This window comes from Lewinella sp. JB7 (genome assembly GCF_024297185.1).
Taxonomy (GTDB): Bacteria; Bacteroidota; Bacteroidia; order Chitinophagales; family Saprospiraceae; genus Neolewinella.
This window is the reverse complement of the sequence record NZ_JANCTD010000016.1, coordinates 1-16188: the sequence shown is the minus strand read 5'-3', so window position 1 is coordinate 16188 and position 16188 is coordinate 1. Positions and strand designations below refer to the sequence as shown.

Genomic DNA, 16188 nt, shown 5'->3' with positions numbered 1-16188 from the left:
GTTTTCCACACTTTGGGTGTGAAATCCACAAAGAAAAAAGAAGCCAAAAAGAAATTACACATAATGATGATGGTCATATATGTATGTTTCTCTTTAAGGCAAGTCTAAAGGCCCATCCGTGGTAAACTTGTCTCGGACCAGAGGCCACTCGACCTATTGCCGAACTCGGCGTGCAACGCCTCGACCTGAGCCGTGCGGCAGCAAAATCCGTGTTCAATCCGTGCCCATCCGTGGTGAATTTGTCTCGGACCGGAGGCCGCTCGACCTACTGCCTGCTCGGCGTGCAACGCCTCGACCTGAGCCGTGCGGCAGCAAAATCCGTGTTCAATCCGTGCCCATCCGTGGTGAACTTGTCTCGGACCGGAGGCCACTCGACCTACTGCCTGCTCGGCGTGCAACGCCTCGACCTGAGCCGTTCGGCAGCGAAATCCGCGTTCAATCCGTGCCCATTCGTGGTGAACTTGTCTCGGACTGGAGGCCGCTCGACTTGCCTGCCCGGCATGCAACGCCTCGACCTGAGCCGTTCGGCAGCAAAATCCGTGTTCAATCCGTGCCCATCCGTGGTGAACTTGTCTCGGACCAGAGGCCGCTCGACCTACTGCCTGCCCGGCGTGCAACGCCTCGACTGAGCCGTGCGGCAGCAAAATCCGTGCAAATCCGTGCCCATCCGTGGTAAACTTGTTTCGGACCGGAGGCCGCTCGACCTATTGCCTGCTCGGCGTGCAACGCCTCGACCTGAGTCGTGCGGTAGCAAAATCCGTGCCCATCCGTGGTGAACTTGTCTCGGACCAGAGGCCACTCGACCTCAAATTACGGTCAGTAAGCCTTAGCAAACACTACCCGGCCGGCGCTCGGCTTACCCGTGAGAACGCACTTCCCGGCTTCCGCATCCCGGTCGTTGGGAACGCAGCGGATGGTGGCCTTTGTCAGTTCCTTGATCTTTAGTTCCGTTTCGGTGGTGCCGTCCCAGTGCGCGTAGATGAAGCCGGGGACGTCGCGGTCGATAACTTCCTGGAATTCCTCGAAGGTATCGACGTAGCTCGTGTGTTCCTCGCGGAAGCGAACGGCCCGGTCGAAGAGGTTCTGCTGGATCTCATCCAATAGGTTGGCTACGTAATCCACGATGCCGTCGAGCGGTTGGCTTTCCTTGGTCTTTTCGTCGCGGCGGGCGACTTCAATGGTACCCTTGTCGAGGTCCCGCTTCCCGAGGCCGAGACGAATGGGGATGCCCTTCAGCTCGTTTTCCGCGAACTTGAAGCCGGGTCGTTGTTTTTCGTCGTTGTCGTAGGTCACGCGGATGCCCCGGGCCCGGAGTTCGCGCATCAACTCTTCCGCCTTGGCGTTGAGTTCGTCGTTCGGCTTCGGGATGGGGACGATCACGACCTGAACGGGGGCCAGTTTGGGGGGAAGGACGAGTCCTTCGTCGTCGCTGTGGGTCATAATGAGTCCACCGATCAGACGGGTGGAGACGCCCCAGCTGCTGGCCCAGACATATTCCTCCTGATTTTCGGCATTACTGAACTTGACGTCGAAGGCCTTGGCGAAGTTCTGCCCGAGGTTGTGGCTGGTGCCGGCCTGGAGAGCCTTACCGTCCTGCATCAGGGCCTCGATGGTATAGGTGTCGATGGCTCCGGCGAAGCGTTCGTTAATGGTTTTGACGCCACGCAGGACGGGCATGGCCATGTATTCCTCGGCGAAAGTGGCGTATACCTCCTGCATTTGTAGCGCTTCCTGCAGCGCCTCCTCGGCGGTGGCGTGGGCGGTATGGCCTTCCTGCCACAGGAATTCGGCAGTGCGCAGGAACAGGCGGGTGCGCAGTTCCCAGCGAACCACGTTGGCCCACTGGTTGATGAGCAGGGGCAGATCGCGATAACTGGTGATCCAGTCGCGGTAAGTGTGCCAGATAATGGTTTCGGACGTCGGCCGCACGATCAGCTCCTCTTCCAGCTTGGCGCTGGGATCGACCACCACCCCGCCGCCGTTCGGATCGTTCATGAGGCGGTGGTGGGTGACTACGGCGCACTCCTTGGCGAATCCGTCGACGTGCTCGGCCTCGCGGCTGAGGAAGGACTTGGGAATGAAGAGGGGAAAGTAGGCATTGACGTGGCCGGTTTCCTTGAACATATCGTCTAACTGCCGTTGCATCCTCTCCCAGATGGCGAAACCGTTCGGTTTAACGACCATACAACCCCGGACGGCGCTGTTGGAGGCCAGGTTGGCCTTCTTGACGATGTCGAGGTACCATTCCGAATAATTCTCTGCTCTGGTCGTGATCGCTTTGGCCATGGGGGTCAACTTTAGGGTGGGGTAAAACGTTGAAATAGAGTGGACTAAGGCAGCGCCCCCGGACGAGAATTTTATCCGGACATAGGTCGTAAAGCGGGCGTTTAACGCTTTTCTTGCCTACTTTAAGTCCGCTTTAACCGATTTCGGGGCACAAACTTACTACATTCGACTTTGTAATAAGTGGCAGACTCACGGATTACACAAATACAACCATCATGCTTAAGCAAAAGCTACTCTTCGCGGCCACTTCGCTCTTCGCACTGATGCTCGTGTCCACGAGTGCCAGCGCCCAGTACGACGATATGTACTACGATCCGGATGAGTTCCGCAGTACGGAAGTTACCCGTGATTATTACCGCGACAACGATGACTACGTAGAACGTGACGATCGCCGCGTCGATAACGATTATTACGCCGACGATTATTACGACTACTACTACTCCAGCCGCATCCGCCGGTTCAACCGGCCCTACGCCGGCTTCGGTTATTACGACCCGGTTTACGTCGACGTAGCCTACTACGATCCGTTCTTCCGCCCCGCCGGTACGACGGTGCTGATCTACAACAACTACAACAGCTTTAATCGTTTTAACCGTCCGGTATATACTCCCTACGGTGTCGTGTACGGCAACCGTGGCTGGAACCGGAACTACTACGGTAGTGGTTTCGGATGGAACGATCCCTTCTACGCCAATACCTGGGGCGGCGGCTTCAACCGTGGTTACTTCGGTGGTCCGTTTGGCTACGGCGCCGGTGCCTACGGAGGTGGTTTTGGCGGCGGCGGATTCGTCGGTGCCGGGTACTACTGTCCCCCCGCCTGGGGAGCCGGTAACGTGTACACCGTTCCCAACAGCGTCAATAGCCGTCCGGTCGTCAATACGCCCCGTGCCGCGACTACTTCGATCGCCGACCGTGTAGAACGCGCCCGCCGCAATTCGGCCGCCCCGCAGAGCCGTACCATCACTAACGGAGCCCGCTCCACGCGTACCTCCGACGCTACCCGCTCTACGGCCGCCCCCCGCCGCTCCGATGCACGTACTGCGACGCCCTCCCGTACGTACACCCCCTCGCGCTCCGCTACCCCGACACGTCGGGCTACGCCTACCCGCAGTGCTACCCCGAGCCGCGACTACAGCCCTAGCCGTAACGCCACGCCTAGCCGCAGTACGACTCCGAGTCGACAGTACACCCCGACCCGCAGCGCTACGCCCTCACGTAACTACACGCCCAGCCGGAGCAGCTCGCCAACCCGCAGCGCCACGCCGAGCCGTAGTGGTTCTTCGACGCGCAGCGCCAGCCCGAGTCGCAGTAGTACCCCCACCCGCCGCGGCGGTGGAGAGGAGTAAGGTTACTATCCGCAACAGATCCGAAAGGGGGGAGGAACAAGCGTTCTTCCCCCTTTTTTCGTCGTTCCGTTTAAAGAACTCATAAATCGCCCCCGCCGCGCAAACTTTCAATTCGGGGGAGGATTAACCTTATGCCAAGAATCCCGATAATGAAAAGCTTACTCTCCGTTCTACTCGTCCTGCTGACCGTGGGCCTAGCGAGCGGACAAACCTACCAGGACGTTCTCCGCTATTCCTTCACGTCTCCGCTGGGGTCGGCGCGCTTCGCCGGAACCGCCGGAAGTCTTACGCCCATGGGAGTAGACGGTACCACCCTGCACACGAATCCTGCCGGCATCGGGTGGAACCGCTACAACGTGGCACAGATCACTCCCGGCTTCAGCTTTACGGGGACCGACGCCCTGCTGGGCGGGGAGGCCAGTAACGGACCGGTCAGCGAGTCCGCCGCCACCTTTACCCTGCCGAGCGCGAGCGTGATCTTTGCCGGCACTACCCGTTCGGTGAACTGGTCGACCCTCAATTTCGGCGTAAGCGTAACGCGACTGGCCGACTTCAACCAACAGGCGCGCTTCTCCGGCCGTAGCCCTGGCAGCATCATCGAAGGGTTCGCGGAGCTGATCGACATCAATGAGCCGGACCCCTTCGGCGCGGACCTGGCCGCCGATTTTGTCATTTACGAAGACGGGACGGATCGCGTCTTCTCCGATTTCTATAACTTCGATACCGGGCAGCCCCGCAACGAACCCATTCGGCGCGACGGACTCTACGACCGCCGCGGCAGCATGAACGAAGTCGCCATTGGATTCGGCGGAAACTACCGGGAAAAAATCCTCTGGGGGCTCTCCATTGGTATTCCTTTCTTTTCCTTCGAGGAAGATCTCACTTACGATGAGGTCGACGACGAGGGGCTCATTCCGGCATTCGACAACTCTGCCTACACCCAGAATCTGACGGCGAACGGAACGGGTTTTAACCTCAAATTTGGGGTTAATTTCCTGCCCACCGAGCAACTCCGCTTTTCCGCCGCCCTGCATACGCCTACCTTTTGGGCGATTGATGAGCGGTACGCGACGTCCTTCGGTTACTTCTACACCCTGGACGGAGATGCCCTCGGCGGAACGGAACTCAGCCCCATCTCCGAAGCCACCTTTAACCTCCAGACCCCCTGGAAATTCATTTTCGGGGCCGGAGTGCTGGTGGGCAAGCGCGGCTTCCTCAGTGTCGATGCCGATTACAGCGACTTCACCACCAACGAGGTCAGCTTTGATGATTTTGCTACGGCCAATGAGGCCACGAATGCCGACGTCGACGCCTTCCTGAGTAGTAGTCTAGGCGTTCGCGTCGGGGGAGAGCTTAACCTGGAGCCCCTGCAACTGCGGGCCGGGGTCGGCTACCGGCAGGTACCTTACGCGAATTATGCCGAGGTGGAGGACGAAGCCATCATCACCTACGGGGCCGGGGCGGGCTACAGCCGGGGTAAATTCTTCGTCGATCTGGCGGCTCAGTACGCTGCCTACGCCACCTTCGAACAACCCTACCAAACGCTGGTCATCCCCGGACAGACGCTGACGACCGACCGGAGTCGGGTTTCCGTACTGCTTACCGTGGGCTTCCGCGGCTTCACCGCCGGTTTTTAGGACGTGGACTCCCTCACGCAGGTAGTTCTCGGTGCCGCGGTAGGCGAAGCCGTACTGGGTCGCAAACTCGGTAACCGAGCCATGCTCTGGGGTGGAATTGCCGGCACGCTGCCGGACCTCGACGTACTCTCGGGCCTCGTGACCGATCCGATGAGCGCCCTGGCGTACCACCGGGCATTTACCCACAGTCTGCCCTTCGCGCTACTGGCCGGTCCCCTGATCGGCTGGACCGTACACCGACTGCACGCCGATCCGCCGGGCGGGCGTCGTTGGGTGTATACTTTAGGAAGCATACTCGCCTTCTGGCTCCTGCTCACGGCGGGCAGTTTCGCGATGCCCATTCCGGTGTATGGCGTACCCGGCATCGCGGCGATTGTCACGGCGGCCTTCGCGGGCATGTGTATGATCGTCGGGTGGTGGTCATTACGTGTACAGCACTCCCAGGCGCGCAATCACGAAAAGTCGCGTACTCACGTCAATCCGGGGAGGGGGCAGTGGATCCTGCTGTTCTTTCTGGCGATCGTAACCCACCCCCTGCTCGACTGCTTTACGGCCTACGGCACCCAATTTTTCGAACCTTTCCGGGCAACCCGTGTGGCCTGGAACACGATTTCCGTCGTCGACCCCCTCTACACTCTCCCGTTTTTACTCCTCCTCGTACTTGCGGCAAGAAGCGGGCGGGGAACGCGGGAGCGGCACAAGCTCAATACAGCGGGCCTCTTGGTATCGTCCGCTTACCTAATTCTCACCGCCGTTAACCACTTCAATGTCCGCAACGTGCTAGAAGGCACGATCGCCGATCGGAACGTCGTAGCACAGCGCATGCTTCAGGGACCGACCCTGGGCAACAACCTATTGTGGACGGGGCTAGCCCAATCCGGGACCGATACCTTTTACGTCGGAGACTACAGCCTGCTCGATAAGGAGCGCACCTTCGAGCCCCTCCTGCGCATCGAGGGACGACACGACCTGCTGGCTCCCTTCCACGGCGACCGCGAACTCGATATTCTACGCTGGTTCAGCAACGACATTTATTCCGTAACCCCGGTGGGCGGCGGTCGCGTCCAGCTTAATGATCTACGTTACGGCCTGATCGGCGATGATCCCGATGATCCGACATCCTACCTCTTCAGCTGGCAGATCGATACGACCGTGCGTCCCGTACGCGTGATGCCGGAAAGCGAGGAAGCCGGTACACAACGCAGCGAACGGATGGGGGCGTTCTTCGCGGAACTGTGGGATCGGATGCTGGGGGAGTAGAGACGACAGTCGTTATGCTGTAGAGGCGTCGGGGGCAGCATATCGGCTGAAACCGACGCTATAGCGTGTAACACCGGATATGACTTACGTCAAGAGCAGCATGTCGGCTGAAGCCGACGCTACACGGGTGCGGTACTGGAAGGAACTGACGTTGGAGGCAGCTTATCGGCTAAAGCGACGCTTCACGGGTGTGGCACTAGAAGGAACTGACGTTGGAGGCAGCTTATCGGCTGAAGCCGACCCTACACGGGTGTGGTACTAGAAGGAACTGACGTTGGGGCAGCTTATCGGTGTAAGCCGACGCTACACGGGTGTGGTACTAGAAGGAACTGACGTTGGGGCAGCTTATCGGTGTAAGCCGACGCTACACGGGGACGCGGGCGGACGTGATGTTCGTAACCAGGGTGCCGACGGATTCCCCGAACATGATCTTGCGGAGATTGGCGGGTTCGTTGATGTCGAAAACAATGATGGGAAGATCATTTTCGGCGCAGAGCGCGAAGGCCGCCTGGTCCATGACGCGCAAGTTTTTCGTCATGGCTTCGCGGAAGGAGATCTGCTCGTACTTGGTAGCCGTGGGATCCTTCTCGGGGTCGGCGGTGTAAATGCCGTCTACCCGGGTACCCTTCAGGATGACATCCGCACCGATCTCGTTGGCGCGCAGGGCGGCGGCGGAATCCGTAGTGAAGTAGGGGTTCCCGGTACCCGCGCTGAAAATGACGACCCGCCCCTTTTCCAGGTGGCGGATAGCCCGGCGACGGATGTACGGTTCGGCGATCTGCTGCATCTCGATGGCCGAAATGAGGCGGGTGTACACCCCGTGCGTTTCCATCATGCTCTGCAGCGCCATTCCGTTGATGACGGTCGCCAGCATACCCATGTAATCACCCTGGGTACGCTCTACGCCGGACTCAGCGGCCGATAATCCCCGGAAAATGTTTCCTCCCCCGATGACCACCGCGACTTCGACGCCGATGTCGATGAGCTCCTTGATCTGCTTAGTGTAGTAGGTAAGCATTTTGGGGTCGATGCCGTATTGCTGGTCGCCCATCAGGGTTTCACCAGACAATTTGAGCATAATGCGGCGGTACTTTAAAGCCATGAGGCGGGTAGGTTTATTCTCGCTGCTGCCTGCGGCGCCGGGCAAAGGTAATTAATCGATGCCGGGTGAGCTTAGCGTTTTTGTTCTAGTTGTGGTACCACAGCATCCTTCCACGTGGCGAAGGTGCCGTCAAGAATGCGCCGGCGCGCCTCCCGAACCAGGGAAAGATAAAAGGTAAGGTTGTGTAGGGTAGCCAACTGGCCCGCCAACAATTCCCCGCAGCGAATAAGGTGACAGAGGTAGGCCTTGGAATGCAGCCGCGAAGTGGGGGCGGCATCGGCATGATCGTCGATGGCCGAATGATCGTTTTTCCACTTCGCGTTGCGGATATTAATGATGCCCTGACGGGTGTAGAGCATGCCGTGACGGGCGTTGCGGCTGGGCAGCACGCAGTCAAACATATCCACCCCTCGGGCGATGCATTCCAAAATATTGGCCGGAGTGCCTACGCCCATGAGGTAGCGCGGCTTCTCCTTCGGTAGTATGTCGCAGCATAGTTGGGTGATGCGGTACATATCCGGGATGGGTTCCCCGACGGAAAGGCCTCCGATGGCGTTACCGGGTTGATCCTGGGCGGCAATGAATTCACAGGACTTCTTTCGCAAATCATCATAACTCCCCCCCTGCACGATAGGGAAGAGCGCTTGTGAGTGGCCGTACTTTGGTGGAGAGTCCCGCATATAGGTCACGCAGCGTTCGAGCCAGCGGTGCGTGAGGTGCATGCTGTTTTCCGCGTACTCGTGGGTGGAAGGGTAGGGGGGACATTCGTCAAATGCCATCACGATGTCGGCGCCGATCGATCGTTGGATCGCCAGACTGCTTTCCGGACTAAAAAGATGCTTGCTCCCGTCGATGTGGCTGGCAAAGGTGGCCCCTTCCTCGGTGATCTTGCGCCGGTGGGCCAGACTGAAAACCTGATAGCCACCACTATCGGTAAGTATAGGCTCCTCCCAGTTCATGAATTTATGCAGGCCGCCCGCCGCCTCCATCACTTCCATTCCGGGACGCAGGTAAAGATGGTAGGTATTGCCGAGGATGATCTGGGCGCGCACCTGTTCCTTCAATTCTTGTTGGTGGACCCCCTTGACGGTACCGAGGGTACCCACGGGCATGAAGATGGGGGTCTGTATCTGTCCGTGGTCGGTGGTGATCACGCCGGCCCGGGCGTCGGTGGCGGAGTCCGTGTGCTGTAGGGTAAACTGCATTGGCGCGAAGGTAGCGGGTGAGGTGGAGACTACGATTTAACGAAGGTCACCCTCCCCGAAACCCGCCGCTCGTCCGTGAGGAGAATGACGTGCATTCCCGTACCCAGTCGCGCAGTCGGAATGTTTAAGCGGCTACCATGGTTCTCCAACCTTCCCGTACCGACGGCTCTTCCGTACACATCAAAGATTGAATACTCGATGTACTCACCGGAAAAGGTATGCTCCACGGTCAGTACGTCCGTTACCGGATTAGGAAATCCGTTCAGGGAAGTGGCGGTGCCGAAGTTGTGCACTGAGGTAAGCAGGCAGGTCGCACCGACCAATTCGCTAAGTGGGCGTTTCCAGACGCCCTCAGTGGTCGTTCCGGCGTACAGTATTCCGTTGTTGGCGGCAAGGCGGTTGAAGAGGAGTTCCTGGGATTCGCCGGTGCACAGCCGTACCCATACACCCTGCTCCCGGTCGAGTTTATAGAGGTTCGGGGCATCGACGGATAGGGCAAGAAATACGTCATCTCCCGCCGCGATCAGGTCGACGATGTTTCTCCTGTCTTCCGGCAGACCGCTGTTGAAGGACGTCCACGTCGCTCCGGTATCGACCGAGGTAAAGACTCCCCGGGCCCCGGTTCCGGCGTAGATCGTCCCGTCGCTTCCGACGGCAAGGTCCATGAACTGAATTCCGTCTCCTTCCGGCTTGACGTACGTCCAGTTTTCCCCATTGTCGACGGATCTAATGGCCCCGTCGTCGCCTCCGATGAGGATGGTGTCGCCGAAGGTGATCCCTTGGGTCAGGATACGACCACGGAGATCATCCGCAATATTAAGGTCGATTGCCGACCAGTTCAGACCGTCCGTGGACTTGTAAACTTTGCCCCCCAAACTGGTCGCCAGCAGGAAACCATTGGCCTGGAAGACGCTCATGATCGCATTGGGGTCGTAGGGCGATAGGGTAGCTTGCTCCCAGGTGTCGCCAAGGTCGGACGTCCGGTATATCCGGCCGACCGGGGTGGACACGTACAGAACCGTACCGATATTATGGGAATAGGCGGCATAGCCGAGATCGGCATTCCGAGAGATGTAATCCGTCGTTACGCCCCCGTCGGAAGTGACGAACACCGCCCCCCCGACGTTGACGACGATCTTGTCGCCCATGGTCGATACGTCCGAGATGTTGTAGCCGGTCGGAAAGCCGGTCGGTCTCCACTGACCGAATACGGGACTCTGGAAAAGACAAAGGATAAGAAATAGGGTGCAACTCAGGGGTAGGTAAATAGGTGTTTTCAACATCAGGGTGGGGGTAGGTGGGGTGATATAGGTGTATAAATCGGACACATTAGTATCCTTTGCGGGCCGAAGGTAGCTATGCCTACCCGCTTACCCGTTGGACGGTTCGGAACCGTCCAACGGGTAAGCGGGTAAGCCTGCTTTTCTACCTTTGCATTGCACCCGCGTCCCCGCCGAATGGGGCGAATGTAGTTTACCATCCCCTCTCCCATGAAATTCCTCATCGTCGGTCTCGGCAATCCCGGCCCCAAGTACGAAGACACCCGTCATAACGTCGGCTTCCGCGTCGTGGAGCAACTAGCCGACGACTGGGCGAGCGACACCCACGGTGATCTGGCCCGCATCAAGCACCGGGGCAAGCAGCTCATCCTGCTCAAACCCGGCACCTACATGAACCTCAGCGGAAAGGCCGTACGGTACTGGCTGCAGGCCGAGAATATTCCGAAGGAAAATCTGCTGGTGGTGATGGATGACCTCCACCTCGACTTCGGGCGTCTGCGCCTGCGCGGGAAGGGCAGCGATGCCGGCCACAACGGCCTCAAGGACATTGACCGACTTACCGGCGGAAATAACTACGCCCGCCTACGCGTGGGGATCGGTAAGGACTTTCATCCCGGCCAGCAGGCGGACTACGTGCTCAGCGAATGGACGCCGGAAGAACGTGACGGACTGCCCGCCCTCCTGAAGGACGCCGGCGAGGCCTGCCTGAGCTTCTGTGCCCACGGACTGGGAAATACGATGAGTACCTTCAACCGATAAACCCTCTACCCGGATTGCTGTTAGGCCGGTACATCATTCCCCGCCTAATTGAGCAAGCAAGTTACCATTGTCGGGGCCGGATTCGCCGGTCTCTCCGCCGCCGCCTACCTCGCGCGCGACGGCTACCGCGTTCGGATTTTGGAAAAGAACGAAGGACTCGGCGGGCGGGCCCGGACGTTCAGCGCCGACGGCTACACCTTTGATATGGGGCCGAGCTGGTACTGGATGCCGGAAGTTTTTGAGAACTTCTTCAACGCCTTCGGCCGTACCGCCGCCGATTTTTACGAATTGGTGCGCTTAGACCCCAGCTACGAGATCGTTTTCGGCGTAGAGGACCGGGTGGAGGTGCCGGCTACGGTACACGAACTCTTCGCGCTCTTCGAACGTCTCGAGCCGGGCAGCGCGCCCAAACTGCGCAAATTTCTACAGGAGGCTGAGTACAAGTACCGCGTGGGGATCAACGAATTCGTGCAGAAGCCGGGACACAGCGTCCTGGATTTTGCCGACGTACGGGTCCTTAAGTCGGTCTTTAAGCTGCAGATGCTGACGGATATGTCGACCTACGTGCGCCGCCTGTTTAAGCACCCCCAGTTGATCCAACTGCTCGAGTTTCCGGTATTGTTTCTGGGGGCTACCCCCGCCAATACTCCGGCACTGTATAGCCTCATGAACTACGCCGACCTCGCCCTGGGTACCTGGTACCCCCTGGGCGGTATGCACCGGATCATCGAGGGCATGGCGACCGTCGCCCGCGAGCAGGGGGTGGAGATCATCAGTGGCAGCGCCGTCTCCGAAGTGGATACCCGGGAAGGAAGTGTGCGGTCGGTAACGACGCAAGATGGACGGACTTACCCGACCGATATGCTGATCTGCGCCGCGGATTACCATCACTTCGAGCAGGAGGTGCTAGCCCCCGGCGACCGTATGTACTCCTCCGCCTACTGGGAAAGCCGGACCATGGCCCCTTCGAGCCTCCTGTTTTACGTAGGTCTCGACCGGAAAGTCCCGGGACTTCACCACCATACCCTCTTTTTTGACGCCGACTTCGATCGCCACGCTCACGACATCTACGAGGATCCCCGGTGGCCGGAAGATCCGCTTTTTTACGTCTGTACCCCCTCGGTTACCGATCAAAGCGTCGCTCCGGTGGGTTGCGAGAATATGTTCTTTCTGCTTCCCCTGGCTCCCGGCCTCGACGACAACGAGGAAATGCGCGAGCACTACTGGGACCTCATGTGTACGCGACTGGCCCAACGCGCCGGTCTGGACATCCGGCCCCACGTCGTTTACCGTAGATCATACGCCCACCGGGAATTTCGGGAGGACTACAATGCCTACCGCGGAAATGCCTACGGGCTTGCGAATACGCTGCGGCAGACTGCCTTTTTAAAGCCTAAATTGCGTAGTAAGAAAATCCGTAATCTTTGGTACGCCGGACAGCTGACCACGCCCGGCCCCGGAATGCCGCCCAGTATCATCTCCGGCGAAGTGGCCGCCCGCGATATTAAACGAGCTTATCCCCTGACGCATGCTTAGTCTGTACAAACAAGTGTGTCGCGAGTGTGCCTCCCTGGTCACTCGCCGGTACAGCACCAGTTTCAGTCTGGGCATCCGGGTATTCGATGCCCCGCTGCGGGCGCCGATCTACGGCATCTACGGATTCGTGCGCTTTGCCGACGAGATCGTCGATACCTTTCACCATCAGGACAAGCAGATGCTCTTCGAGCGGTTCCGGCAGGATACTTACCACGCCCTCGAACACGGCATCAGCCTGAACCCCATCCTCCAGGCCTTTCAGGAAGTCGCCCACCGTTACCGGATCGGGCGCGACCTCATCGACCCCTTTCTCGACAGCATGGAGATGGACCTCGACAACACCCGCTACGATTCCTCCCTGTACAGTGAGTACATCTACGGCTCGGCCGAGGTGGTGGGATTGATGTGTCTGCGAGTGTTCGTAGACGGCGACGAAGCGGAGTACGATCGGTTGCGGGCGTCCGCTCAGTCGCTGGGAGCCGCCTTCCAGAAGGTCAATTTTCTGCGCGACATTCGGTCCGATTACCACGACCGGGGCCGGGTCTACTTTCCCGGCGTGGACTACGAAAAGTTCGACAACGACGTTAAGGCCACCATTGAGGCCGACATTAAGGCCGATTTCGACCACGCGTATACCGGCATCGTACAGCTGCCGACCAGTGCCCGGCTGGGGGTTTATCTGGCTTACGTGTACTATACTAAGCTTTTTCAGAAGATCCGTAATGTTCCGGCCCGCCACGTGACCGAACGTCGTATCCGGGTAGCGGATAGCCGTAAGGTATACCTGCTTGCGAGTTCGGCGGTAAAGCACCGGTTCAACCTGTTGTAGGGGGGCGGCGGCGCGCGGGAGCGGAGATAACCACACGGTGGAGCGGCCTCTGGTCCGAGACCTATTCACCACGGATGGGCACGGATTTCGCTGCCGCACGTCTCAGGTAGAAGTAAGGTCGAGGCGTTGCACGCCGAGTGGAAACAATACGTCGAGCGGCCTCTGATCCGAGACTGTTCACCACGGATGGGCGCGGATTTTCACGGATTTCGCTGCCGCACGTCTCAGGTCGAGGCGTTGCACGCCGAGTGGAAGCAGTAGGTGGAGCGGCCTCTGGTCCGAGACAGGTTCACCACGGATGGCCACGGATGTTCACGGATTTTACTGCCGCACGGCTCAGGTAGAAATAGGGTCGGGGCGTTGCACGCCGAGTGGAATCAATAGGTCGAGCGGCCTCTGGTCCGAGACGTGTTCACCACGGATGGGCGCGGATTTTCACGGATTTCGCTGCCGCACGTCTCAGATAGAAACAGGGTCGAGGCGTTGCACGCCGAGTGGAAACAATAGGTCGAGCGGCCTCTGGTCCGAGACACGTTCACCACGGATGGCCACGGATGGTACACGGATTTTCTACGGCTGCACCTGACGACCGACGAGAAGCTCCCAACCATTTTCTTCATCTTACGTCTATACTGTGATCAAATGGAGAGCCCCTTGTCTACTCGTTTTTCGGCCGCCCGCGATGGAGCAGAACAGTCGCTTACCTCCGGGGAACATTACCTCATCTGGTTTTTGCTGTTCGCCTTTGCCTCCGGGGCCCTGGCGCACACCCTGCCGGCCGTGCTGCCGGTGACCCGGTACACTACCGACGGATTGTTACTGGTCATCAACGGACTGCTCTTGTACAGCATTTACGTGCGAAATGGAGATCGCCGACTGTGGGCGTGGCTGATAGGTGCATACTGTTTCACCTTCGCCGCGGAAGCGGTGGGGGTGGCTACCGGAGCTATTTTCGGATCCTACGTCTACGGACCTACGATGTGGTGGCAGTGGCTGGGCGTACCCTTCGTCATTGCACTGAACTGGTGCGTACTCACGCTGGCCACTAATGACCTGGCCGAGCGATTCACCGGAAAGCGACCCTGGCTGGCCGCGGGATTGGCAAGCATCCTGATTGCCGCTTACGATGTAGCTATCGAGCCGGTAGCCGTCAAACTGGACTACTGGCAGTGGGCCGGGGGGGTAATCCCCCTACAGAATTACCTGATGTGGGCGGTTATCGCCTTCGTCATTTCCCTGCCCGTGCAACTCCTCCGCATTCGCTACCGGAGTCCGGTATTAGTGGTGTACCTTCTGGCGCAGCTCTTCTTCTTTATCGTCCTGAACCTGGCACTGTGAGTGATTACGACATCGCGGTAATCGGCGGCGGACTGGCCGGACTGAGTTTGCTGTACCACCTGGAGCGGGCCGGTAAATTGGCGGGACAGCGCGTATTGCTGGTCGACCCCGAACGCAAGGAGGGTCATGACCGGACCTGGTCGTACTGGGACCGGGGGGAAGGCCCCTTCGAGGAGTTGGTACATTATCGCTGGAACCAGGTGATGTTGGACAACGGGGAAGTGCGTTGCTCCTGCGCGCTGCGGCCCTATGCCTATAAGCTGATCCTAAGCAGCGACTTCTACGCTCACGTCAACGCCATCATCGACCGTTTACCCCAGGTGGAGCGACGCTTCACTACGGCGGACCAGTTTTTGCCGGGTCCCGAGCGCGTACACTTCCGGATGCAGGGCGAGGCGTATACCGCTACCCACCTTTTTAGTAGTCTGCCGCACCCGCTCGATTACCGCGAGGTGAACCAGCCCTACCTCGATCAGCACTTCCGGGGGTGGTTCGTGGAGACGGAGGCGGACACCTTCGATCCGGAAACGGCGACCATGATGGATTTCCGGACCCCGCAGGAGGGGGAAACGCGCTTCTTCTACGTGCTGCCCTTCAGCAAACGCCGGGCTCTGGTAGAAATCGCCATCTTCAGTAACCACCACCTGACTACCGAAGGCTACGACGAATTGATCAGGCAGTATCTCCACGATCACTGGACCCGCGAAGGTTACCGGATCACCCATACGGAAGCGGGCAACATCCCGATGACAACCTATACGTATCCCCGCCGGCGCGGTAACCTTATATATATAGGACTCGGCGGTGGCGCGGCGCGGCCCTCGACCGGTTACACCTTTCACGGTTTACAACGGCAGCTGGCGCGCGTGGCCCGCGACTTTCCGGTAATACGCGATACACGGGTTTGGCCCGAGCGTCATCTGCTGTACGATGCGACCCTACTGCGCATTTTGCAGGAGGGGAAGTTGCCCGGAGACCTACTCTTCGTCAACCTCTTTCGGGACAATCCGCCCGCCCGGGTACTGGCTTTTCTGAACGGGGAGAGTACGCTATGGCAGGAAATGCGACTGATGGCAACCACGCCCGTGGGGGTGTTCGGAACCACTTTCGTACGGGAGTTGCTGTGAATCACGGACTTGGGGGAGGGAAGAAAAAGAGACGTGATTTAAACTACTCTTGTGCTTGTACGTTTACAATCACGCGCCCTATCTTTGCCATCCCGCAAACGATAAGTGCGCGCACCCGCCGGGTCTTTCAGAGGCCATTGGCGTTCCCCCCATAGTGAAGACTTCCGCCCCCGAGGCGTCTGCGGCAACGGCCGCAGCGCGGTGGACGGATCGCCCCGGGGGGAGGCTTCGGCTTCCAGATAAGTTTTCGAAAAAATGTTTCGGAGGGCTTGCAGGAACGGAGTGGGTGATGCTACCTTTGCGGCCCCGGCGAACGAGCAGGGGATTTTGGCCGGGTAGGCGGGGAAGCGAATGAAAACTTTTTGCTTCAAAACTTGCACGGGAAAATAACTTGCTGTACTTTTGCAGCCGCTTTGGAAGCAAGGCGAAAAACGAATAGAAAAGTTGGTGTTTTTGGTGTGGGCCCATAGGGGGCTGATGCGC

13 protein-coding genes are annotated in these 16188 nt (G+C 58.9%); 9 read left to right on the top strand and 4 right to left on the bottom strand.

What is annotated here, in order from left to right; genetic code table 11:
- Positions 1-170 precede the first annotated feature (170 nt).
- Positions 171-629: a hypothetical protein gene (locus NMA52_RS18430; RefSeq protein ID WP_254829187.1), complete on the top strand. Its 459-nt coding sequence runs from the start codon at positions 171-173 to the stop codon at positions 627-629.
- A gap of 187 nt (positions 630-816) precedes the next feature.
- On the opposite strand, the gene proS is transcribed toward NMA52_RS18430, so the two are convergent.
- A complete protein-coding gene (gene proS / locus NMA52_RS18425; RefSeq protein ID WP_254829186.1) occupies positions 817-2286 on the bottom strand; it encodes a proline--tRNA ligase in 1470 nt (489 codons plus the stop codon).
- Between the two features lie 215 nt (positions 2287-2501).
- Here proS and NMA52_RS18420 point away from each other — a divergent pair, with 215 nt between their 5' ends.
- From NMA52_RS18420 to NMA52_RS18410, 3 genes are all read left to right on the top strand, one after another.
- Entirely contained in the window at positions 2502-3632 is a 1131-nt protein-coding gene (locus NMA52_RS18420) for a hypothetical protein (protein ID WP_254829185.1), read from the top strand.
- Between the two features lie 149 nt (positions 3633-3781).
- On the top strand, positions 3782-5269 hold the full coding sequence (locus tag NMA52_RS18415) for a hypothetical protein (protein ID WP_254829184.1): 1488 nt from the start codon (positions 3782-3784) through the stop codon (positions 5267-5269).
- A gap of 3 nt (positions 5270-5272) precedes the next feature.
- Complete coding sequence (locus NMA52_RS18410) at positions 5273-6529, top strand: metal-dependent hydrolase (protein ID WP_254829183.1); 1257 nt, start codon at positions 5273-5275, stop codon at positions 6527-6529.
- Positions 6530-6893: 364 nt separating this feature from the next.
- Here NMA52_RS18410 and pyrH read toward each other — a convergent pair whose 3' ends face one another.
- From pyrH to NMA52_RS18395, 3 genes are all read right to left on the bottom strand, one after another.
- Positions 6894-7631 (bottom strand): UMP kinase, encoded by a 738-nt coding sequence (gene pyrH, locus NMA52_RS18405; RefSeq protein ID WP_254829182.1) that lies wholly within the window; start codon positions 7629-7631, stop codon positions 6894-6896.
- Between the two features lie 71 nt (positions 7632-7702).
- Entirely contained in the window at positions 7703-8836 is a 1134-nt protein-coding gene (gene tgt, locus NMA52_RS18400) for a tRNA guanosine(34) transglycosylase Tgt (RefSeq protein WP_254829181.1), read from the bottom strand.
- Positions 8837-8865: 29 nt separating this feature from the next.
- Positions 8866-10164, bottom strand: coding sequence for a hypothetical protein (locus tag NMA52_RS18395; protein WP_254829180.1), 1299 nt, complete (start codon positions 10162-10164; stop codon positions 8866-8868).
- A 162-nt stretch (positions 10165-10326) separates the two neighbouring features.
- Between NMA52_RS18395 and pth the strand changes: the two genes are divergently transcribed.
- From pth to NMA52_RS18370, 5 genes are all read left to right on the top strand, one after another.
- On the top strand, positions 10327-10875 hold the full coding sequence (gene pth, locus NMA52_RS18390) for an aminoacyl-tRNA hydrolase (RefSeq protein WP_254829179.1): 549 nt from the start codon (positions 10327-10329) through the stop codon (positions 10873-10875).
- Between the two features lie 48 nt (positions 10876-10923).
- Positions 10924-12411 carry an NAD(P)/FAD-dependent oxidoreductase gene (locus tag NMA52_RS18385; RefSeq protein WP_254829178.1) on the top strand — a complete coding sequence of 496 codons (1488 nt, stop codon included), beginning with the start codon at positions 10924-10926 and terminating at the stop codon, positions 12409-12411.
- On the top strand, positions 12404-13240 hold the full coding sequence (locus NMA52_RS18380; protein WP_254829177.1) for a phytoene/squalene synthase family protein: 837 nt from the start codon (positions 12404-12406) through the stop codon (positions 13238-13240). Before NMA52_RS18385 ends, NMA52_RS18380 begins: the two co-directional genes overlap by 8 nt.
- A gap of 654 nt (positions 13241-13894) precedes the next feature.
- Positions 13895-14578: a carotenoid biosynthesis protein gene (locus NMA52_RS18375; RefSeq protein ID WP_254829176.1), complete on the top strand. Its 684-nt coding sequence runs from the start codon at positions 13895-13897 to the stop codon at positions 14576-14578.
- Positions 14575-15705 (top strand): lycopene cyclase family protein, encoded by a 1131-nt coding sequence (locus tag NMA52_RS18370; protein ID WP_254829175.1) that lies wholly within the window; start codon positions 14575-14577, stop codon positions 15703-15705. The genes NMA52_RS18375 and NMA52_RS18370 overlap by 4 nt, the downstream gene beginning before the upstream one ends.
- Positions 15706-16188 lie beyond the last annotated feature (483 nt).

Coding starts and splice junctions, on each gene's coding strand:
- proS (WP_254829186.1), bottom strand. CDS start 2,286: ATGGCCAAAGCGATCACGACCAGAGCAGAGAATTATTCGGAATGGTAC.
- NMA52_RS18420 (WP_254829185.1), top strand. CDS start 2,502: ATGCTTAAGCAAAAGCTACTCTTCGCGGCCACTTCGCTCTTCGCACTG.
- NMA52_RS18415 (WP_254829184.1), top strand. CDS start 3,782: ATGAAAAGCTTACTCTCCGTTCTACTCGTCCTGCTGACCGTGGGCCTA.
- pyrH (WP_254829182.1), bottom strand. CDS start 7,631: ATGGCTTTAAAGTACCGCCGCATTATGCTCAAATTGTCTGGTGAAACC.
- tgt (WP_254829181.1), bottom strand. CDS start 8,836: ATGCAGTTTACCCTACAGCACACGGACTCCGCCACCGACGCCCGGGCC.
- pth (WP_254829179.1), top strand. CDS start 10,327: ATGAAATTCCTCATCGTCGGTCTCGGCAATCCCGGCCCCAAGTACGAA.
- NMA52_RS18380 (WP_254829177.1), top strand. CDS start 12,404: ATGCTTAGTCTGTACAAACAAGTGTGTCGCGAGTGTGCCTCCCTGGTC.